This is a genomic window from Chelatococcus sp. KU-N122, assembly GCF_055391085.1.
Genome location: NZ_AP043981.1, coordinates 1,340,378 through 1,361,027 on the forward strand (window position 1 = coordinate 1,340,378; position 20,650 = coordinate 1,361,027).

The window sequence follows — 20,650 nt, forward strand, 5'->3', positions numbered from 1 at the left end:
ATGCCGCTCTCTCACACCCTCTGCATGTCGAAGGCGGCCTTCTGGCCGGTGCCGTAGCGCTTGAGGGCGCCCTCGTCGCCGACCGCGTTCGGGCGCTGGAAGATCCAGTTCTGCCAGGCTGTCAGCCGCGCGAAGATCTTCGATTCCATGGTCTCGGGGCCGACGAAGCGCAGGTTCGCCTCCATGCCCGTCAGGCTGTCCGGAGAGAAGCTGGCGCGTTCCTCCAGGAACACGCGCACCTCGTCGTCCCAGTCGACGTCGTCGAGCGCGAACGTCACCAGCCCCAGGTCCTCGGCCGTCGCCGCGTCCAGGCTCTCGCCGATCCGCTCGCGGGCCCGGTCCACGTCGCCGGGATCGGCGAGGAACCGCGCTTCGAGCCGGGTCAGCCCCTGGCTCATGGGATAGGCGCCGAAGTTGACTGCGTTCAGGGCCAGCGCCGCCGGCGCGCGGTTGTCGCCCCGCTTCTGGCCGATCAGCATGTACGCACGGTCCGACGCGAACACGATCTCGGCCAGGGTTCCGGCGAAGCAGGAGTCCGGCTCGATCAGGGCGACGAGGGTGCGCGAGGTGACGTCGAGGCGCTTCAGCACCCGCTTCCAGTAGTGACGGATCTCGTTGGCCAGCCAATGGTCCTTGTTGGCATCGAGGAGGTCGTCATAGGCCAGGACCGTGGCGATATCGCCCTGACTCTTGAACAGCACGACGGCGATGCCGGTCTCGTTGAGGCGCAGATGCAGGATGGCGTCGTCGAGCTCGCGCGCCGCCTGCAGCGGCCAGAAGCCGGCGCCCTGCGCCACCATGCCCGCGGCGTCCGCCGGCGGCCCGGCCTCCGGGGCGCGCAGGGTAACCGTGGCGAGCCGTGCCCCGCGGTTGATATCGACCGTAACGAAGCCGTAGCCGACCCGGTCGGCCTCGAAGCGGCGCTGCAGCGGCGTGAGCTGCACGCCCTCGCCGGAGCCCGCGCGCCGGGATGCGGCCGCGAACTCGCGGGCGCGCTGCGCCACCCGGGCCTCCAGCCTGGAGTTCGGCACCGTCTCGTCGACGAGGCGCCATTGCACGGCGCGGCGCCCCTTGATGCCCTCCTCGGTGGTGCAGAAGTAGTCGGCATGGTCGCGGCGCACCTTGCGCTTGTCGACCACCCGGGTGAGCCCGCCCGTGCCGGGCAGCACGGCGAGCAGCGGCACCTCCGGCAGGGACACCGCCGACGAGCCGTCGTCCGCCAGGATGATGTGGTCGGTGGCGAGCGCCAGCTCGTAGCCGCCGCCGGCGGCGGTGCCGTTGATGACGCTGATGTAACGCTGGCCCGACGCGGCGCTCGAGTCCTCGATGCCGTTGCGCGTCTCGTTGGTGAACTTGCAGAAGTTCACCTTGTGGGCGTGGGAGGAGCCGCCAAGCATGCGGATGTTGGCGCCGGCGCAGAACACCCGGTTCTTGGCCGAGCGGATCACCACCGTCTTGACCTCCGGGTATTCGAAGCGAAGCCGCTGCACCGCGTCGGCGAGCTCGATGTCGACGCCCAGGTCGTAGGAGTTGAGCTTGAGCTGGTAGCCCTCGAACAGCCCGCCGTTCTCGTCCACGTCCATGAGCAGCGTGGCGACGTCGCCGTCGACCGCCAGCTTCCAGTGCCTGTAGCGGGTCGGATCGGTCTGAAAATCAACCCGCTGCTTGCCGTCGGCGAGCTTGGGTTCGTCTCCTGCCATAGCCGGCGTCCTCCATTGGCTTCATGCAACATAATGCATGTTTCGCGATCGCCGTCCACAACTCGAATGCGACTAACATGCATTTTTATGCATGTTAGCAGAATGACAGGAGGCGCACGAGCGGGGCGGCGACCAGTCGCTCGCAGGCCTCGCCACAGCCCAGCAGCGTGGCGCGCAGCCCCGCCGCGTCGAGCTCCCCGGCGAGGCTCAGCGGCTCGGCGCCCGGCCGTCTCGGGGCGAGCTCGTCGAGGATCGCGATGGCCTCGGCGACGAGGCGCCGGGCGGCCTGGGGCCGGCCCATGCGCCGCTTCAGGCCGGCGTTGGCGATCTGGATGCACGCCCTCAGGGCCAGGCGGTCGCAGCCGTTCATGGGCGCGGCCTGCCACACCGCCTCCCACACCTCGTGCGCCTCCCAGAAGAAGCCGGCGTCGTGCAGCCTCAGGCCGTAGCGGACCCCCGGGTCGTGGCCGGGCACGAAGGCCTGGAAGCGGACCGGCAGGGCCTGCTTGGCGAGATGCAGCGGCGCCCGGTCGGGCCCGGCCGTACGGCCGGGAACGTGGGCCCATTGCGGCAGCGGACGGTCGTCCCGCGGCACGCCGCGCTCACGCAGCCTGGGGAAATTCACCTTCGCCGTGGGTCTTGAGGAGGCGATCGGCGAAGGCGACCACGGCGGCGACGGTCTCGTCCGATGCTTCGCGGTGGGGCGTGTGGCCGACGTCGGGCAGCATGCAGACCTCCACCGGGCAGTAGCATTCCGCCTCGGCCACCTCGATCTGCCGCCGGCTGCCGTAAGGGTCGTCGCTGCCCTGGATGATCTGGATGGGCACGCGGATGTAGGCGAGCGCCTCCGAGATGTCCCAGGCACGAAAGCCCGGATGCAGCCAGGCGTCGTTCCAGCCGCGGAAGGCGACGTCCACGTCCTGGTGCCAGCGGGCGAGCTTGCTGCGCAGGTTGCCGCTCTCATAGGCCTCCCGGGCCGCCTGGATCGAGGCGGCGGTCAGGCCCTCCACGAAGAAATGGGGCGCGATCAGCGTGAGGCCCCTGATGCGATGGTCCTGCACGCTGCCGGCATAGATGGCAGCGATGGAGGCGCCGTCCGAGTGGCCGACGAGCAGCCCGCGCCGGAACCCGATCGCGTCGAGGACGCGCGGCAGCACCTGCAAGGCCTCGTCGTGCATGTAGGTGAGCGGCCGGGGCAGCTCGGCCGAGCTCGAGGCCCCGTAGCCGGCGCGCGAGTAGACGAACACGCCCGCCCCCGTGGCTTGCGCCAGCCGGTCGGGAAAGCTGTTCCACAGCCCGACGCAGCCGAGCCCCTCGTGCAGCAGCACCAGCGTCGGCGCCTCGTCCGGTCCGGGGCCGACCATGCGGTACTCGAGCCGCGCCGGGCCGATCTCCAGGATGCCCGATGATTCAAGCTTGGCCACCATGGTCTCCTCAGTTGCTCATGCCGTCACGCTCGCGCAGCTTGAAGCGCTGGATCTTGCCGGTCGCGGTCTTGGGCAGGCTGTCGACCACCTCGATCCAGCGCGGATACTTCCACGGCCCGATCGCCTGCTTGACGTGCTCCTTGAGCGCCCCATTCAGATCGGCGCAGTGCGGCTGATCCTTGAGGACGATGTAGGCCTTGGGCTTGGTCAGCCCGTCGGCATCCTGGGCCGGCACCACTGCCGCCTCGAGGATCTCCGGATGGCTGATGAGGGCGCTCTCGACCTCGAAGGGCGACACCCAGATGCCGGACACCTTGAACATGTCGTCGGCGCGGCCGCAGTAGGTGAAGCGGCCCTCCGCGTCGCGGATGTACTTGTCGCCGGTCCTGGTCCAGCAGCCTTCGAACGTATTGCGGCTCTTCTCGCGCTGGTTCCAGTAGCCCTCGGCGGACGAGGGGCCGTGCACCAGCAGCTCGCCGACCTCCCCGTCGGCGACCGCGGCACCGCTGTCGCCGACCAGGCGCACCTCGTATCCCGGCACGGGCCGGCCGGCGGCGCCGTACTTGATGTCGCCGGGCGCGTTCGACAGGAAGATGTGCAGCATCTCCGTGGAGCCGACGCCGTCGAGGATGTCGACGCCGAAGCGCTCCCGCCACGCCAGGCCCACGGGCTCGGGCAGCGCCTCCCCCGCCGAGGTGCAGATGCGGACGTTGGGCAGGCGGCGCTCCGCCTTGAGGCCCGGGTCGGCCAGCATCGCGGCGAACAGCGTCGGCACGCCGTAGAAGATCGACGGCTCGAAGCGCTGCATCAGCGCGAAGACGGCGGCTGGCGTCGGCCGGTCGGGATTGAGGATCGTCGTGGCGCCGACCGCCATGGGAAAGGTCAGCGAGTTGCCGAGGCCGTAGGCGAAGAACAGCTTGGCGGCCGACAGGCAGACGTCGTCCTCGCGGATGCCCAGGACCTGCCGCGCATAGGTGTCGGCGGTCGCCATCAGGCTGGAGTGGACGTGACGGGTGCCCTTGGGCATGCCCGTGGAGCCCGATGAATAGAGCCAGAAGGCGGGCTCGTCGGGGTGGGTGTCGGCCGTGGCGCAGGCGTCGGGCGCGGCGGCCAGCGCCGCCGCGAGATCGTGGTGGCGCGTCTCGCCGCGGGCGCCCACCACGACCACGTCGCGCAGCTCGGTAAGGCCGGGCAGGATGGCTTCCAGCCCCGGCAGCAGCGCCTCCGACACGAACAGCACCTTGGCTCGCGAGTCGGCGAGGACGTAGGCGTACTGGTCGGGCGTGAGCAGCGTGTTGAGCGGCACCGGGACGACGCCGGCGCGCAGCGCGCCCAGGAACACGATCGGAAACTCGACCGTATCCAGCATCACCAGCGCGATCCGCTCCTCGCGGCGCACGCCGAGCTGGGCGAGCAGGTTGGCGAGCCGCCGGGTGTCGGCCTGCAGGGCTCCGTAGCTCAGCCCGCGGGTGGGATCGGTGAAGGCGATCTTGTCGCCCCGGCCCTGCGTGATGTTGCGATCGAGCAGCTCGGTGACTGCGTTGTAGCGGGCCGGGGCGCTCACGACAGGCTCCGGACCGCCCGCCTCGACCATGACCTTGGCTGGCTCATCCCATCCTCCCGCTTCATTTGAATTATAATGCATATAAACGATGGGTGACTGTGTTGTGTCAATCCGATTTTGCATTATGTTTCAGCCTAGCGGGTGGATTTGAGACGATGCTGGACAAGACTCGCGATTTTGCCGACGGAGTGCCGCGGACAGGATCCGGAGACGAGGTCGGCATGGCGGAGACGGAGGACTCGGAGGAGCGATTTCTCGCCGAGCTCGGACAGCGTGTGCGCAACATGCGGGCCGTGCACGGCATGTCCCGCAAGACCCTGTCGAAGGTGTCCGGGCTGTCGGAACGCTACATCGCCCAGCTCGAGAGCGGCCAGGGCAATGTCTCGATCATCCTCCTGCGCCGCGTCGCCACGGCCATCGGCACCAAGCTGCAGGACCTGCTGCCCAGCGCGGACGTCTCGCCCGACTGGCCGCTCATCCGCGATCGCCTCAGGGGCGCGACGCCGGATCAGGTCGAGCGCATCAAGAGCATCCTGTCGGACGAGGGCGCGCAGCGCGTCGCTCCCGCCCCGCTGCGGGTCGCGCTGATCGGCCTGCGCGGCGCCGGCAAGTCGACGCTCGGCCGGCTGGTGGCGGAACGGCTCGGCTGGCCGTTCGTCGAGCTCAACCGGGAGATCGAGCGGGAGAACGGGCTGTCGGTCCCCGAGATCTTCGCCCTCTACGGGCAGGAGGGCTACCGGCGCATGGAGCAGGACGCCCTGCGCAAGCTCACCCTGCGCACCGGCCCCATGGTGCTGGCCACCGGCGGCGGCATCGTCGCCGAGCCGCTCACCTTCGACCTCGTGCTGTCGTCGTTCTTCACCATCTGGCTCAAGGCCAAGCCCGACGAGCACATGGGCCGGGTGCGCCAGCAGGGCGACCTCCGCCCCATGGGCAACGACCGCTTCGCCATGGACGAGCTGCGGGCGATCCTGGCCAGCCGCGAGCCGCTCTATGCCCGCGCGCGGGCGGTGCTCGACACCTCCGGCAGCACCCTCGACGCATCCGCCGAGAAGCTGACGGAGCTCATCAACGCCCAGCTCGAGCGCGGCGCCGCGCCCCGGCGCAACGCCGCAAGGCGCTGAGGCTGGCGGCAGCGCCCCGCCCATGCGACGCCCGTGAGGCGTCACCGGCTGCTACTGGGCGACCAGCGGGCAGCCGCCCTGCGCCAGCGGGCGGAAGGCTTCGTCGGGCGGGATCGTCCGGACCAGCTTGAGGTAGTCCCACGCCTCCCGCGACTCGTCGGGCGACTTGGTGGTGAAGAGATACATGGGGTGCAGCTTGCGCCCATCGGCCCGGATGCTGCCTTTGCCGAACAGCGGATCGTCGGTCGGCAGCGCCTTCATGGCGTCGACCACGGCGCGGCCGTCGGCGGCGCCGTTCAGCGTCTCCACGGCCTTGAGGTAATGCAGCACCGCGGCGTAGACGCCGGCCTGCATGTCGTTGGGCATGTTGCCGCGCGGGTGGCGGGCGGCGAAGCGCCGGGCAAACGACCGCGTGCCGTCGTTCAGGTCCCAGTAGAAGCCGGTCACGGAATCCAGCCGCTGCGCGGCGGCCAGCCCCAATCCGTGAATGTTGTTGACGCTGACGATCAAGCCGGCGAGGCGTTGCCTGGGGGCGACCGCGAAGTCGGCCGCCTGCTTGATGGCGTTCGACAGGTCGTCGCCCGCATTGGCGAGCGCGACGACATCCGCGCCGGACGTCTGCGCCTGCAGCACGAAGGACGAAAAATCGCTCAGCCCGACGGAATGGCGGACGACGCCGAGCACCTGGCCGCCGCCGGCGACGGCCGCGTCCGCCGCGTTCTTCTCCAGGTCCTTGCCGAAGGCGTAGTCGGCCGAGATGAAGAACCAGGTCTTGGCTCCCTGCGCGACGAGCGCCTTGGCCAGGCTGTTGCCGAGCGCCCACGTGTCGTAGGTCCAATGGACCGTGTTGGGCGAGCAGCTCTTGCCGGTGAGCTCCGCCGTGCCCGCCCCGGAGCCGATGAACACCTTGTTCGTCTGGCGCGCGAGCGCGCTCACGGCGAGGGCGATCGAGGAATTGGGCACGTCGACCACGACATCGACGCCCTCCGCGTCGAACCAGCGGCGCGCAATCGCAGTGCCCACGTCCGTCTTGTTCTGGTGATCGGCCGAGACGACCTCGACGGGCACGCCGAGCCGCGACCCGAAGTCCTCGACGGCGAGCTGCGCGGCGATGACGGAGCCTTGCCCCTGATAGTCGGCGTAGACCCCCGAAAGATCGTTCAGCACGCCGATCCGAACCGGCTTGCGGTCGGCAGCGGCGGCGGCCGGCGCGACAGCGGCGACGAGGCCGCACATGACGATTGCCCTGAGTAACATCGACCGCCCTCCCCGTGGTCTTGCATGTCTGCCGAGCCTGTTCGGCTTCGTCTTGTGGTGGGGTGCTCGCCCCGCTCGCCTCGCGGCGTCTTCGCCGGGACGCCGGCGGCGGCCCGCGGCCGGACAGCTCACGTCCGGCGTCTGACGCGAACGATGACCTCGCAGGACGCCACCTCGAAGCCCGGCGGCGGCACGGGCAGCGCGGAGAGGCCGACATCGCCGCCGATGTCCGTCAGCTCGCCGCTCTCCTCGTCGAAGAAGTGCGCATGGTCGCTGGTGTTGGTGTCGAACCAGGAGCGCTGTCCGGAGCCGCAGACCTCGCGGACCAATCCTTCACGCGCGAAGGCGTGGAGCGTGTTGTAGACGGTGGCGAGCGACACCGGGATGCGCGCCCGGCCCGCTTCCTCGTAGAGCTGCTCGGCGGAAACGTGCCGGTCGCCCGCGCCGAAGAGCAGCCAGCCGAGCATCACGCGCTGGTTGGTCGGCCGCATGCCGCAGCGCCGCAGCCGCTCCGTCACCGCGCGATACGGGCACCCGGTCGGCCGGCCGGCCGGAGCGAGGCGCGGGCGCGCCGGCGGTTCGCGCCCGGATGAGAGTGCTGCGCGGTCGTTGGCGGCCATCTCGTGGACTCCTCGTTGGCGATTCCTCATCCCAATAGTGCATTATAATTCTTGATCATCAAGATTGAATATGAATTATGATGCATCATTCTGCCGAAGAGTCGAGGACGCGCCGCATGAACCGTTTCGACAACGTCGAGATCCCCTATGGAGCCTATTGGTCGACCCCCTTCGCCAAGTGGCAGGGCAGCCTCCAGCATCTCCACGCCGGCCAGTTCGCGGCGCATGTCGCCAAGCGCGAGCTGGCGAAGCGGAGCATCGACGCGGCATCGTTCGACTTCGGCCTGCTCGGGCAGACGATCGTCCAGTACCAGTCCTTCAACGGCGCGCCGTGGCCTCTGGCCGAGATCGGCCTCTCCCATGTCGCCGGGCCGATGCTCAGCCAGGTCTGCGCCACCGGCGCGCGCGTGCTGCTGACGGCGGCGGCCGAGATCCAGCTCGGCATGGCCACGGCCGCGCTGGCGCTGACGGCGGACCGGATCTCGAACGGTCCGCACATCTATTATCCCGCGCCGGCGGGACCGGGCGGAACCGGCCAATCCGAGGACCAGGTGCTCTTCAACTTCTCCCACGACCCCATGGGCGGCCATTCCATGCTGCAGACGGCCGAGAACGTGGCGGCCAAGCTCGGCATCAGCCCGGAGGAGCAGCACGAGGTCGTGCTGATGCGGACGGAGCAGTATCGGGCCGCGCTCGCCGACGGGCGCGCCTTCCAGCAGCGCTACATGACGCTGCCGTTCGAGGTACCGGCGCCCAACTTCAGGAAGACGGCGGCCGTCATCGAAGGCGACGAGGGCGTCACGCTGTCGACCGCCGAGGGCCTGGCGAAGCTGAAGCCCGTGCTGCCCGGCGGCACCGTGACCTTCGGCGGCCAGACGCATCCGGCCGACGGCAACGCGGCCATCGTGCTCGCCACGCCGGACAAGGCCCGCCGGCTGTCGCGGGACCCGTCGATCCGGGTGCGCATCCTCGGCTTCGGGCAGGGCCGCGCCGATCTCGGCTACATGCCGGAGGCGCCGGTCGTGGCGAGCCGCCGGGCGCTCGAGCATGCCGGCGTGGCGATCGGCCAGATCGCCTCCGTGAAGTCGCACAATCCCTTCGCCGTCAACGACATCGCCTTTGCGCGCGCCACCGGCTTTCCGCTCGCGCGCATGAACAACTTCGGCTGCTCGCTGATCTGGGGGCACCCGCAGGGGCCCACCGGCGCCCGCGCGATCATCGAGCTCATCGAGGAGCTGACGCTGGCCGGCGGCGGCATCGGCCTGTTCCAGGGCTGCGCAGCGGGCGACAGCTCGCTCGCCTGCGTCATCGAGGTGGCGGACCGCTGAGGCGGAGCGGACGTTTCAGCTTCGCCTGATCGGGGCAGCTTTCGCTCGGGCGATGGCCCGCGCCGCGTCAATGGCTTCGCCGGGCTCCCTAAAAATGGCAGAAAGGCCCGGTTAGAGCCGCCTCCGGCTTTGCGAAAGGAAACGACGTGACGGTGTCGAACGACGACGACTTGAAGGGGCTGAAGCAGATCGGGCGCATCGTTGCCGACACGCTGGAGGTGATGGGCAAGGCCATCGAGCCCGGCATGACCACGCGCGAGCTCGATCAGCTCGGGCGGGACTTCATGGAGGCGGCCGGGGCTCGTTCGGCTCCGGAGATGCTCTACGCCTTTCCCGGCGCGACCTGCATCAGCGTCAATGAAGAGATCGCGCACGGCATCCCGGGTGCCCGCAGGATCGAGCCGGGTGACCTGGTCAACATCGACGTCTCTGCGGAGAAGGACGGCTACTTCGCCGACACCGGGGCCTCGTTCGCCGTGCCGCCCGTGACGCGCGCGGTCGAGCGGCTTTGCAAGGACGGCCGCCGGGCGATGTGGACGGGATTGCGCCAGGTCGGCGCCGGCAAGCCGCTGGCGGGCATTGGCCAGGCCGTGGGCGCCTTCGCGCGAAAGAACGGCTACACGCTGGTGCGCAACCTCGCCAGCCACGGCGTGGGCCTGTCGCTGCACGAGGAGCCGAGCGAGATCGCCACCTGGCCGGATGCCTCCGAGCGGCGGATCATGGGCGACGGGCTGGTGTTTACCGTCGAGCCCTTCCTGTCCCTCGGTGCCGAGCTCGCCGAGGATGGCGACGACCCCTGGACCCTCTACAGCCGGCCAAAAGCCCTCACGGTCCAATACGAGCACACCGTCGTCGCCACCCGCAACGGACCGCTGATCCTCACCATGCCGGGACATTAGAACATGATCCCAAGAAGTGGACACCGCTTTTTGGATAAGATCATGCTTGAGACAAAGGCCTGAGCGGGATGATAATTCGAAGAAAAGTCATCTCCCTCTAGAGCATTTCGCCATTGGATAGACCCATCCAATGGCAGAGAAATGCTCGTCGCCTTTTGAATCTGGAGCGCTTTCTCGCGATTGGGACGCAAACGGCCGGAGGCATGGCCAAGCCAACGGCGAGATCGCCGCTTGGCCTGCTTCCTTTATGCCACCTTCAGCGTCACGGTCGCCGGCTTTCGTCGGCGGATCGGCGCCTTCTTGACGCTGATCTCCACGTCGCGGCCGAGCGCGTTGAGCCCGTAGAGCAGCCGCTCGATCGAGAAGCCCCGATGCTGGCCGCGCAGCAGCTTCGACAAATCCGGCTGCTTGATGCCCATGCGCTGAGCGGCAGCGCTCTGGGAGATCCCGAGCGCCTTGATGCTCCCGTCGATGGCATGAGCCAGCTCCGCCTTGAGCAGGAGCTCGTCGGCGTTGGGCAGGCCGATATCAGCAAAGACGTTGCCGCTGCTCGTCGTGACGATGGTATCGTCGTCGCTCATATCCTCACCCCTTCCGCTTGTGATGCGTCGCATAGTGCTGCTCAGCGACCTTCAGGCGCGCCTTGATGCGATCGACGTCCACTTGGGCGGTCTTGATGCCGCTCGTCGATTTCTTCTGGAAGGCGTCCAGCACGTAGAGCACGCCCGCGAACTTGACCGTGTAGACGGTGCGATAGGTGCCGGCAGCGTCGTCGGCGCGGATCTCCTGCACGCTGGCACCGCCGAAGCCGTGAAGCACCTTGGCCGCCTCGTGCTTGCCGCCGCGCTGGGCGACATAGATCGCGTAGCCCATCACTTCGCGCACGTCGACCGGGAAGGCTGAAAGGTCCGCCTTGGACGAGGCGATGAACTCGACGGGCACCAGCCTCTTCGGTTTGGCAGCCACGGCCCACACCTCATACCTATAGTCAAAACACTATAATATGAAGCGAACAGATCGCAAGGGTTAAAGGGCTTCACGCAGAGAATGCAGGCGCGCGATCGCCGCCCCTTGCGGGGCGGCGTGCTCGTCCGGATCGAGAATGAGCTCGGCCAGTGCCTTGTCGCGCGTCGTTCGTCGTGCGCCCGCAGGCGTCGTCCTGACCGCCACCCGCGGCGCGCGCGGGCGGCGGCGCCGATTTGCCAGCTAAATGTCCGTGCGCAACACGTCGTCGAGCGCCTCCAGGAACGTGTCGGCGTTCGCCGCGGAGAAGACCAGCGGCGGCCGGATCTTCAGCACGTTGGCGTGGGGGCCGGCGGCGCTGATCAGCACCCGGCGGCGGCGCAGGCCATTGACGATCCGGGCGGTAAGATCGCCGTCGGGTTCCTTGGTCGCCCGGTCGCGCACCAGCTCCAGCCCCACGAACAGGCCTGCGCCGCGCACGTCGCCGATCGCCGGGTAGCGTTGGGCGAGGTCGCGCAGGCCCGCCATCATGTGGGCGCCGACGCGGGCGGCATTGTCCACCAGCCGGTCGCGGGCGATCACCTGGAGCACCGCGAGGCCGGCGGCGCACGACACCGGGTTGCCGCCGAAGGTGTTGAAATAGCGCGCCTTGCGCCCGAACTCGCCGACGATCTCGGGCTTGGCCACCATGCCGGCGATGGGCTGGCCGTTGCCCATGGGCTTGCCGATGGTCACCACGTCGGGCTCGAGCCCGTGGCGCATGAAGCCCCACATGGCAGCACCCGTGCGGCCGAAGCCCGGCTGCACCTCGTCGGCGATGAACAGGGCCCCCTCTGCGCGCACCACCTCGACCGCCTCCTTCAGGAAGCCGGCCGGGTCGGACAGCACCCCGTCGCTGGAGAAGATGGTGTCGCAGATCATGGCGGCCGGCTTGATGCCGTTGGCCTTCATGTCGGCGATGGCCGCGCGCACGTCGGCCGCGAAGGCCGCCCCCAGGCCCTCGGCGCCGCGCCGGTACGCGTCCGGTGCCGGCACGGCGCGCACATGGGCGCCGAGCGGCACGTGCTGGCCGAGGGAAGGGGAGAACTGCGACACTGCATCGGTGATGCCGTGGTAGGCGAGCGAGGTGACGATGAGGCCGGTGCCGCCGGTGTGGGCCTTGGCGACCCGGTAGGCGAGATCGTTGGCCTCGCTGCCGGTGCAGGTGAACATCACGTGCCCGAGCGCCGCCGGGAACGTCGCCAGCAAAGTCTCGGCATAGTCGAGGATGGTGTCGTGCAGGTAGCGCGTGTGGGTGTTGAGGGTGGCGACCTGCTTGGTGATGGCGGCGACCACGTCCGGCTGGCAGTGGCCGACGGAAGCGACGTTGTTGTAGACGTCGAGATAGGCGTTGCCGTCGGGATCGTAGAGCCACACCCCGTCGCCGCGGACGATGTGCACCGGCTCCTCGTAGAACAGGCGGTAGGCCGGGCCGAGCAGGCGCTCGCGCCGCGCGATCAACGCCTGCTCCTCGGCCGACAGGGCGTCGGAGGCGCCGGGCACGTAGGCATTGACCATGCCGGCGGTGAAGGCTGTCTTGTTCATGGGGCTCACTCCAGTCCGCAGGCCCGGCGCAGGGCCTGCCGGGCGCCGCTGCGATCGATGGCGGCGAAGCGTGTCAGGCCCTCGGCCGCCCGGGCGTGGTTGCGCAAGATGTAGGCGCGGTTCTCGGGATAGAGCTGAGCCCGCCACTCGGTGATGGTGATGGTCACCACATGGCGGAGCGCGATGAGCTCGAACAGGATGTCGATCTCGTCCGGCGCGAGCGGCGACAACGCGTGGTAGGCGGCGGCGAACTCGGCCACCTGCGCCAGGGCTCGCTCGCCGGTGGCGTGATACGACGCCGCGATCGCCACGTCGTTGATCAGCGCCGTCTCGACGATGTCGCCGAAGTCGAGCACGCCGGTGACCCGTTCGGGGGTGGCGGGATCGACCAGCACGTTGTGCGGATTGAAGTCGTTGTGCACCACCTGGCGCCGCTGCCGGCGCTGCACGGGCATCACCTCGGCCTCGACCATGTCGAGCCAGCCCGTGGCCAGTCGGCGCAGCTCCGCATCCCGAATATGGACCTGCCGGTCGCGGAGCTTGACGGCGAGGCCGATGTCCCACAGCAGCTCGTGACGCGCCGCCGGATGACGGAAGTCGGCCAGCGCCCGGCCGACGCGCGCCAGGCTGCGCCCCAGTTCCGCCCGTTGGCCGGGCGAAGCCTCGGTGCGATAGAGCGGCTCGCCCGGCAGGTAGGACAAGAGCCGCACCACATGGGTCTGGCCCCCGATCTCGAGTGGCAGCTCGGCCCGGCCGTCCAGCGCCCGGCACACGCGCGGCACCGGCAGCGCCCCGTCGCTCTGCTCGATGTGCAGCAGCGCCGCCGTCTGCAAGTTGGTGACGGCCGGCTCCTCGGCCGAGTTGGTGACCTTGAGCACGTATTCACAGCCGTCGGCGGCCGTGAGGTGGAAGTTGCGGTCGCGCTCGCTGGTCAGCGGGCGCACCGCGGCATCGAGGCCGAAGACCGTCCGGGCGATCCGCGCCGCATCCTCCGCGGTGGCATCGGGCGCCGTCGTCATCAGCAGCGTCTGGGCGCCGGCAGCGGCGTGGGCGGGCATGTCGACCTCTGGGCTCGAAGGGGAGCGGTGATCCATCCGGGAGGGTCCTACAGGTGCCGAAGGCTGTCGGGCGTACAGGCGGCATCGAGCGCCCGGCGCATGGCGTGGGCCTCGTCCATGCCGACACGCCGGAAGCGAAGAGTGTCGCCCGGCCGCGCCTGGCCGAGCTTCCACAATGCAGCGCTCGGCACGGTGAACGGGTTGATGAAGCCGCCGGTGCTGGGCGCGTCGTGGATCAGGACGATCGGCGTCTGGCCGGCGAGGTTAATGGCGCCGAGCGGATAGCCGTGGTCCAGGATGTTGGAGGGATCGCGCCCGTGCTCCGGCCGCTTGTCCAGCGCCTTGGGCGCGAAGGTGAACTCCGGCCCGGAGAGCCGCATGCCGGTGCGGTTGCTCTTCGCCTGCACGGACCAGTCGGCGCTGAAGAAGCGCTCGATCGCCGGTCCGTCGAGCCAGTCGTCGTTGGGCCCGAGCATGCATTCGACCGTCCGGGGCCCGGCCACGGCGACGGCCGGCCGTTGCTCCGGCCTGACCTCGCGATGCTCGCCGGCCGGCTGCGGCGGGCCGAGCGGCACGCGCTGGCCGGCCTTCAGGGCGTAGCCCTCGACACCGCCGACGCCCGCCATGTGGAAGGTCGCGCGGGAGCCGAGCACGACCGGCGTGTCGATGCCGCCATCGAAGGCGACGTAGGCGCGCAAGCCCGCTTTGGCCAGCCCGAGCGCCAGCACCTGGCCGGCGCGCACCGGCACCGTGCGCCAGCCCGGCACCGGGGCGCCGTCGAGCGTCGCGGCCATGTCGGCGCCGGCGAGCGCGATCGCGCCATCTCGTTCCAGGCGAAGCGTCGGCCCGAGCAGCTGGCACTCCAGCGCCGCCGCATCGCGGTCGTTGCCGACCAGCAGGTTGGCGAGCCGGAACGACCACATGTCCGCCGGACCGGACGGCGGGAAGCCCTGCTCCCAATAGCCGATGCGGCCCGGCAGCTCCTGGACGGAGGTTTCGAGCCCCGGCTTGACGACCTCAAACATCGGGACCTCCGGCGGCGCGATCCGCCAGCCAGTCGCGGTAGCCGCGCAGCGAGAACTTTTGGTAGCCGACGCAAGGATGCCGGTAGGTGCCGGCGTTCACCTCGGCCTCGATAAAATCCCACTCCTCGCGGTCGATCGGGATGAAGCGCACCCGGTCGCCGGGGCGGAACAGCGCGAGGTCGTCGCGGAAGGCCGGCAGCCGCTGCTCGCGGTCCCAGATCGGCATCGGCGTGCGCGCGAAGATCTGATAGCCGCCTGGCGTCTGGTCCGGGTAGATGCAGGTAATGGCGCCGCCGATACCGATGGTGCCCTTCGGCGTCCAGGTGCGCGGCGGGTTATACTTGGGCGCGATGAGGTTGTGCGCCGGGTCGAGCGGCATCAGCGAGCACAGCCCCGGCCAGAAGCCGAGCGCCGCCACCCAGTATTCGGTGCCGGCATGGCGGCGCACCAATTCGCGGCGCGAGGCGAGCTGGTTGAGCTCGCACAAGAGCTCCGGGTCCGGCGTCTTGTCGGTGATGCGAGCCCGGTAGTCGTCGACGCAGGCGGTCGTCCACGGATCGAAGTAGAGCACCGGCACGTAGTACAGCCGGCTCTCCAGCTCGACGTCGGCGCCCGTCCCGGCCGCCGCCGCGAGCGCGGCAACCTCGCGCGTCACGTCGTCGTAGCCGATGCGGTCGGGGTCGTAGGAGACCTGCAGCGACGCCATCTCGGGGATCAGCTCGATCACCCCCGGCACGGCCGCCTGGCGGATCGCCGCCGACAGGCTGTGCACGCGAAAATTCAGCTCGAAGCCCATCTCGTCGCCGAGCTCGACCTCGATGTAGCGGTCGCCGCCGGGACGGAAGCGCGGGGCATCATAGATCATGGAAGGGGACGTCCGCGGATCGCTGAAACGGGCTTTTGATGATATACGATATACCGCCGGGCGCCGCAACGGGGCAAGCCTCGGCGATGGTTCTGACAGCCCCGCTTTGGTATACGAGCGAACGGGGACAGGGACGGACGATGGCCAAGATCGAGTACCGCACGCTCAACGACCGAGCCTACGACGAGATCAAGAAGGGCCTGATCTCCGGCGCGTTCCGGTCCGGGCAGACGCTCGTCATCCGCAGCCTCGCCGACGCCTACGGCATCTCGACGACGCCGGTGCGCGAGGCGCTCCAGCGCCTTGTCGCGGAGCGCAACCTGGAGCTGCTGCCCAACCGGTCCATCGTCGTGCCGTTCCTGTCCGCCGACCGCTTCATCGAGCTGGTGCGCATCCGCCGCGAGCTCGAGGGACTGGCCGCCGAGCTCGCCACCCCGCACATGCGCGCCAGCCACATCACCCGGCTGCAGACGCTGATCGATGCCATGGACCGGACGATCCGCGACGACAACGGCGCCGACTACCAGGCGCTCAACAACAAGTTCCATTTCACCATCTACGAGCGGGCCGGCGCGCCCATGCTGTTCCAGCTCATCCAGAACATGTGGAGCCAGGTCGGCCCGTTCTTCAACGAGCTGACCGAGGACGAGGGCTTCGTCGCCATCGCCAACGAGCAGCACCGCCACATCATCGAGGCCCTGCGCGCCAAGGACGCCGCCGCCGTGCGCCGCCACCTGGCCGCCGACATCACGGTGGCCGGCGACCACCTGATCCCGCGCCTCAAGAAGATCGAGCGAGTGGCCGTGCCGGCGTAGACCATCGCCAGCGTCATGGCCGGCCATGACGGCGTGCGGCGCTGCGGCCATCATCAGCCCTTGTCCATGCGGGCGTAGAGCAGCCAGAAGGCGCCGGCGAGCAGCGGCAGGGTGACCGCCAGCACGATGGTGGCGAGCGCGAAGATGATCGGCACCTGCGACTGCTGGGAGGCCGCCATGGTCCAGTTGTAGACCGGCATGGTGGTCTCGGTGCCGCGCAGGAAGATGGTGCGCAGCACCTCGTTGAACGACAGCAGGAAGCCGAACAGGCCGGCGCCGATGATCGCCGGCCGCAGCAGCGGGAACTCGACGCGCCAGAATGTCTGCCACGGCGAGGCGCCGAGATCGGCCGACGCCTCCACCAGCCGGTGGTCGAAGCGCGTCGTCAGCACCAGGACGATCAGCAGCGCGAAGGGAAACGCCCATACGAACTGGCCTGCAAAGATCGAGCCGAAGCCGAGCTTCAGCCCGAGCACCGAGCGCAGGAAGATGAATAGCGCCGCCCCCATCGACATGCCCGGCACGAACAGCGGCAGCAGGCAGAACAGCAGCAGCCGGCCCGGGCTGTTCGCCCGCGGCAGCGCCCGGCCCACCGCCGTCGCCACCACGGCGCAGATGAGGCCGACGATGAACGCGATGGCAAGGCTGGCGCCGAACGGCCCGAGCCAGCGCGTATCGTCGAACAGGGCGGCGTAGTGGCGGAGCGTCAGCGGCAGGGGAATGCCGGAGAGCGGCCGCTCGCTGAACGACATCAGCGCCAGCCAGAACAGGGGAAAGTAGATCAGGAACAGCAGCACGAGGCCCGCCCATTTGGCGATGCGTGGCCAGCCCTGCCAGTAGCTCCAGCGGTAGGCGCCGCCGCCCGCGCTCGCGGTGGCCGACGATGGCTGTTGGGCGATGGTCTGGGATTGCATGGTCATGTCTTGAGCACGCGGAACGTCGACAGCACGTCGCCGAACCTTCGGGCCACCAGCAGCAGCACCGCGAGCAGCGCGACCAGCAGCACGACGACGAACGTCGACAGCGCCGCGACCACCGGATAGCGGAGCGCGGTGTAGGCGCTTTCCACCGAGTTGCTGAGCAGGTTGACGAAGCCGCCCCCGAGCATGCCCGGCTCGATCCAGGCGGCGAGCGCCGTGCCGAGCGTCAGCAGGATGCCGGCGGTGACGCCCGGCAGGGCAAGCGGCACGATGATGCGGGTCAGGGTCTGCGCCGGCGATGCGCCGAGATCGCCGCTCGCCTGGATGAGCGAGTCGTCGATGACGCTGAGCGCCAGGTAGATCGGCAGCACCATGATCGGGAAGGTGCTGACGATGAGCCCGAAGTGCACCGACCATTCGGTGTAGAGCATCCAGCTCATCGGCGCCGCGATCGCACCCATTTGCAGCAGCAGGCTGTTCAGGGCGCCGTTCTCGCCGAGGATGGCGCGCCAGATGATGGTGCGTGACGAGATGTCGAGGAAGAAGGGGATGGTCAGCAGGGCGATGACGATCGCCTTGGTGTGCTTCGACGCCCGCCCCTTGGCGAGCCAGAGGGCAAACGGGAAGGCGATGACGAGGTCGATCAGCGTGACCGTCAGCGCGATGCGCAGGGTGCGCAGCGTGACGCCGAGCCGGCCCGATTCCAGCAGCGACGCCCAGGTGTTGAGCGACGGCTGGTAGACGGTCATGTAGTTCTTCGTCTCGAAGAAGCTGTAGGCGAACAGCACCACCAGCGGCGCGATCACCAGCACGAACCACACCACCATGAAGGCCGGGATGACCCACCCGCCATCGGTGAGGTGCGTGCGCAGAGAGCGTCTGGCCGGTGCCGCTGAAGCTGTGCTGTCCGTCATGATCGTCTCATTCGAAATCTACCCTGCATCGCCGAAATCTACTCTGCACCGCGAGGTGTAAGCGCCGACGGCCGAGCAGCGTACCTCGCCCCGCTTGCGGGGAGAGGTCGCCTTGCGCGCTAGCGCAAGGCGGGTGAGTGGGCGTTCCGAACGAGGCTCGACACCGGTCGCGCCACGCGGTGAAGCCACCTCACCCCTCCCTCTCCCCGCAGGCGGGGCGAGGGTGCGCAGCTGCCCTGTCGAGGCAAAGCCCGCCGCCTCAAGCGTTGAGGAAGCGCTGCCATTCCTCCTCGATGGCGCTCGAATTGGTGGGCGTCGTGGTGCTGACGTAGGGCTTGGCGAACTTGCGGGCGACCTTCTGCTCGGTCGCCTTGAGCGCGGCGATCTCCGCCTCCGGCCAGCCCTGCTTGGTGGCATATTCGACACCCAGGTCCATGTTCGGGCCGGCATAGCCGCGGTCGCGCGCCTGCAGCGCGCGGTATTCGCCGCCGAGGAAGTAGTTCAGCACCTTGTAGATCGGGCCGAGGTTGCCGCGGTCCTTGGCCTGCTTGGCGATGTAGGCGCCGTGCCCCCACTTGAAGTAGCCTTCCTTGGTGTAGGCGTAGCGCGTGGCGCCGTCGCCCAGCGTCTTGTTGGCCTCACGCACCGCCGGCTCCCAGCAGTTGATGACGACCACCTCGCGGTTGGTCAGCAACTGCACCTGCTCCTCGAAGGCCGAGTGCAGGGTGCGGAACTGCCCAGCTTTCTTGCGCGCGATCAGGAAGTCGACGACCGTCTTCGCCTCCGGCCCGGTCATGTCGGCCACGTCGGCGATCTTGGCCTTGCCGAGGCTCATCAGGTAGAGGCCGGCGACGCCGATCGAATAGGTCCAGGTCTGGTCGTAGCCGACGCGGCCGCGGGTCTTGTCCCTGTCGAACATCAGCGACCAGGACAGCTCGTCCATGCCGTCCGGATTGGCGCCGACCTTGTCGGGAAAATAGCCGAAGCTGTCGGCGTTGCCGATGACGGGCACGCCGTACTGGCCGCCGTCCTTGCCGCGCACCACCTCGGAGCGCTTCCATTCGTCGGGCGTGCGCTTCCAGAGCGTGAGCTCCGGGTTGTCCTCGTCGATCTTCAGGTAGAGCCCTTGCGGCCCGAGGATGTCCTCGGTGCCGGACTCGAAGATGAAGATGTCGACCTTGTCGCCGAGCTGGGAGGCGACGACGTCGCGCAGGAACACGCCGACCGAATTGTTGGTGCCGGTGAAGTCCATCTGCACGCCGATGGACTTGGTCATGATCGACCAGTCCTTGAGCTGGGCGGTGGTGACGCCGTAGCCGCGTACGACCGGATCGGCCGCCAGGGCCGGTCCGGACCCCGCCGGCAGGACGGCGGCGGCGGCCCCCGCCAGCGCCAGGCTCTTCATCAGGTCGCGCCTGGACAGCTCGAGCTGCGATGTGGTCGAGAATTTGTCGGTCATGCTCCCCTCCTCCGTGCGGCGTCATGCGGCCAGGACGACGCAATCCTCCGGTTTCCAGACGATGGCGCCGGGGTCCGCCAGGGTGGTGCGGTTGAAGGTGCGCACCTTCAGCGGCCCGGCGCCGGACGTCAGCGTCTGATCGACGTATTTGCCGCGATAGAGCTGCTCGGTCTGGTGGCCCGCGAGCGCGTTGAGGCCGGGGCCGGCCGCCTCAACGCTCGGCGCCAGCGCAGCGCGCTCGGCCCGCAGCGCGATGCTGACCGGCTGGCCGACCGACGGCGGCTGCTCCGAGGTCCACACGCCGGCCACGCGCCCGCCGCCGCTGAGGTCGACCGCGGCTGTGGCGCCGCTGACGCCGACCACCGTGCCCGGCAGGATGTTCTCGAAGCCCATGAACTCGGCAGCGAAACGGCTCACCGGCCGGTCGAACAGCTCGACCGGCGCGCCGCTCTGCGCGATGCGCCCATGGCGCATCAGCACGATGCGGTCGCTCATGGTGAGCGCCTCCTCCTGGCTGTGGGTGATGTAGATGAAGGTCATGCCGAGGCGCCGGCGCAGCTCGACCAGCTCGGTCTGCATGTCGAGCCTGAGCTTCTCGTCCAGCGCACCGAGCGGCTCGTCGAGCAGCATGATGGCGGGCCGCGTCACCAGCGAGCGGGCCAGCGCCGCCCGCTGCCGCTGGCCGCCCGACAGCTGCGCGATGCGCCGATCCGCCATGCCGGAGAGGCGGACGATGTCGAGGGCCTTCAGCGCCTCGCGCCGCGCCTCCTCCGCCTGCACGCCGCGCACGCTCAAGCCGTAGGCGACGTTCTCGCCCACCGACATGTGCGGGAACAGCGCGTAGTTCTGGAACACGGTGGTGCAATTGCGCTTGGGCGCTGGCAGGTCGCGCACGTCCTCGCCGGCGATGGCGAGGCGGGCGACCGACGTCGGCCGCTCCAGCCCGGCGATGACGCGCAGGATCGTCGTCTTGCCCGAGCCGCTCTCGCCCAGAATGGTCAGGAACTCGCCCGGCTCGACCGCCAGCGACACGTCGTCGACGGCGACGAAGGCGCCGTACTGGTGGCGCAGATTGACGATCTCGAGCATCGGAACCCGGCCGTTCGCACGCATCTTGGAGGCTCCTTC

20 protein-coding genes are annotated in these 20,650 nt (G+C 69.1%); 4 read left to right on the forward strand and 16 right to left on the reverse strand.

The annotated features are described in order from the left end of the window. Window positions 1-11 precede the first annotated feature (11 nt). The 4 genes from boxC to ACZ5PO_RS05990 all read right to left on the reverse strand — a co-directional run bounded on the left by boxC (window position 12) and on the right by ACZ5PO_RS05990 (window position 4,691). Entirely contained in the window at window positions 12-1,700 is a 1,689-nt protein-coding gene (gene boxC, locus ACZ5PO_RS05975; protein ID WP_464191265.1) for a 2,3-epoxybenzoyl-CoA dihydrolase, read from the reverse strand. Between the two features lie 94 nt (window positions 1,701-1,794). Beyond that, a complete protein-coding gene (locus ACZ5PO_RS05980) occupies window positions 1,795-2,295 on the reverse strand; it encodes a DUF309 domain-containing protein (RefSeq protein ID WP_464191267.1) in 501 nt (166 codons plus the stop codon). A gap of 7 nt (window positions 2,296-2,302) precedes the next feature. Next, entirely contained in the window at window positions 2,303-3,127 is an 825-nt protein-coding gene (locus tag ACZ5PO_RS05985) for an alpha/beta fold hydrolase (RefSeq protein ID WP_464191269.1), read from the reverse strand. Window positions 3,128-3,134: 7 nt separating this feature from the next. Further along, on the reverse strand, window positions 3,135-4,691 hold the full coding sequence (locus ACZ5PO_RS05990; RefSeq protein WP_464191271.1) for a benzoate-CoA ligase family protein: 1,557 nt from the start codon (window positions 4,689-4,691) through the stop codon (window positions 3,135-3,137). Window positions 4,692-4,912: 221 nt separating this feature from the next. On the opposite strand from ACZ5PO_RS05990, the gene ACZ5PO_RS05995 reads away from it, so the two are divergent. After that, window positions 4,913-5,815, forward strand: a complete 903-nt coding sequence (locus tag ACZ5PO_RS05995; protein WP_464191273.1) for a helix-turn-helix transcriptional regulator — start codon at window positions 4,913-4,915, stop codon at window positions 5,813-5,815. Window positions 5,816-5,866: 51 nt separating this feature from the next. Here the strand turns inward: ACZ5PO_RS05995 and ACZ5PO_RS06000 are convergent, their stop codons facing one another. Next, on the reverse strand, window positions 5,867-7,072 hold the full coding sequence (locus ACZ5PO_RS06000) for an ABC transporter substrate-binding protein (protein ID WP_464191275.1): 1,206 nt from the start codon (window positions 7,070-7,072) through the stop codon (window positions 5,867-5,869). 128 nt (window positions 7,073-7,200) lie between these two features. Then, on the reverse strand, window positions 7,201-7,692 hold the full coding sequence (gene irrA / locus ACZ5PO_RS06005; RefSeq protein WP_464191277.1) for an iron response transcriptional regulator IrrA: 492 nt from the start codon (window positions 7,690-7,692) through the stop codon (window positions 7,201-7,203). A 116-nt stretch (window positions 7,693-7,808) separates the two neighbouring features. Here irrA and ACZ5PO_RS06010 point away from each other — a divergent pair, with 116 nt between their 5' ends. Both ACZ5PO_RS06010 and map read left to right on the forward strand, forming a co-directional pair. Next, window positions 7,809-9,020: a thiolase family protein gene (locus ACZ5PO_RS06010; protein ID WP_464191279.1), complete on the forward strand. Its 1,212-nt coding sequence runs from the start codon at window positions 7,809-7,811 to the stop codon at window positions 9,018-9,020. Between the two features lie 146 nt (window positions 9,021-9,166). Then, on the forward strand, window positions 9,167-9,919 hold the full coding sequence (gene map, locus ACZ5PO_RS06015) for a type I methionyl aminopeptidase (RefSeq protein ID WP_464191281.1): 753 nt from the start codon (window positions 9,167-9,169) through the stop codon (window positions 9,917-9,919). 245 nt (window positions 9,920-10,164) lie between these two features. Here map and ACZ5PO_RS06020 read toward each other — a convergent pair whose 3' ends face one another. The 6 genes from ACZ5PO_RS06020 to ACZ5PO_RS06045 all read right to left on the reverse strand — a co-directional run bounded on the left by ACZ5PO_RS06020 (window position 10,165) and on the right by ACZ5PO_RS06045 (window position 15,414). Further along, entirely contained in the window at window positions 10,165-10,500 is a 336-nt protein-coding gene (locus tag ACZ5PO_RS06020; RefSeq protein WP_464191283.1) for a helix-turn-helix domain-containing protein, read from the reverse strand. A gap of 4 nt (window positions 10,501-10,504) precedes the next feature. Next, a complete protein-coding gene (locus ACZ5PO_RS06025; protein ID WP_464191285.1) occupies window positions 10,505-10,885 on the reverse strand; it encodes a type II toxin-antitoxin system RelE/ParE family toxin in 381 nt (126 codons plus the stop codon). 240 nt (window positions 10,886-11,125) lie between these two features. Beyond that, window positions 11,126-12,466: an aspartate aminotransferase family protein gene (locus ACZ5PO_RS06030; RefSeq protein WP_464191287.1), complete on the reverse strand. Its 1,341-nt coding sequence runs from the start codon at window positions 12,464-12,466 to the stop codon at window positions 11,126-11,128. Window positions 12,467-12,471: 5 nt separating this feature from the next. Then, window positions 12,472-13,524: a phosphotransferase gene (locus ACZ5PO_RS06035; protein ID WP_464191289.1), complete on the reverse strand. Its 1,053-nt coding sequence runs from the start codon at window positions 13,522-13,524 to the stop codon at window positions 12,472-12,474. 47 nt (window positions 13,525-13,571) lie between these two features. Continuing rightward, the gene (locus tag ACZ5PO_RS06040) at window positions 13,572-14,549 is read right to left on the reverse strand and encodes a 5-oxoprolinase subunit C family protein (protein WP_464191291.1); all 978 of its coding nucleotides are present in this window, start codon (window positions 14,547-14,549) and stop codon (window positions 13,572-13,574) included. Continuing rightward, window positions 14,542-15,414: a 5-oxoprolinase subunit B family protein gene (locus tag ACZ5PO_RS06045; protein ID WP_464191294.1), complete on the reverse strand. Its 873-nt coding sequence runs from the start codon at window positions 15,412-15,414 to the stop codon at window positions 14,542-14,544. Before ACZ5PO_RS06045 ends, ACZ5PO_RS06040 begins: the two co-directional genes overlap by 8 nt. Before the next feature lie 140 nt (window positions 15,415-15,554). Between ACZ5PO_RS06045 and ACZ5PO_RS06050 the strand changes: the two genes are divergently transcribed. Further along, window positions 15,555-16,229: a GntR family transcriptional regulator gene (locus tag ACZ5PO_RS06050; RefSeq protein ID WP_464191296.1), complete on the forward strand. Its 675-nt coding sequence runs from the start codon at window positions 15,555-15,557 to the stop codon at window positions 16,227-16,229. Window positions 16,230-16,282: 53 nt separating this feature from the next. Here ACZ5PO_RS06050 and ACZ5PO_RS06055 read toward each other — a convergent pair whose 3' ends face one another. The 4 genes from ACZ5PO_RS06055 to ACZ5PO_RS06070 form a co-directional block, all read right to left on the reverse strand. Then, the gene (locus ACZ5PO_RS06055) at window positions 16,283-17,149 is read right to left on the reverse strand and encodes an ABC transporter permease (protein WP_464191298.1); all 867 of its coding nucleotides are present in this window, start codon (window positions 17,147-17,149) and stop codon (window positions 16,283-16,285) included. Further along, window positions 17,146-18,063: an ABC transporter permease gene (locus ACZ5PO_RS06060; protein ID WP_464191300.1), complete on the reverse strand. Its 918-nt coding sequence runs from the start codon at window positions 18,061-18,063 to the stop codon at window positions 17,146-17,148. The genes ACZ5PO_RS06055 and ACZ5PO_RS06060 overlap by 4 nt, the downstream gene beginning before the upstream one ends. A gap of 259 nt (window positions 18,064-18,322) precedes the next feature. Beyond that, entirely contained in the window at window positions 18,323-19,522 is a 1,200-nt protein-coding gene (locus tag ACZ5PO_RS06065; protein ID WP_464191303.1) for a twin-arginine translocation signal domain-containing protein, read from the reverse strand. 21 nt (window positions 19,523-19,543) lie between these two features. Continuing rightward, complete coding sequence (locus ACZ5PO_RS06070; RefSeq protein ID WP_464191305.1) at window positions 19,544-20,635, reverse strand: ABC transporter ATP-binding protein; 1,092 nt, start codon at window positions 20,633-20,635, stop codon at window positions 19,544-19,546. Window positions 20,636-20,650 lie beyond the last annotated feature (15 nt).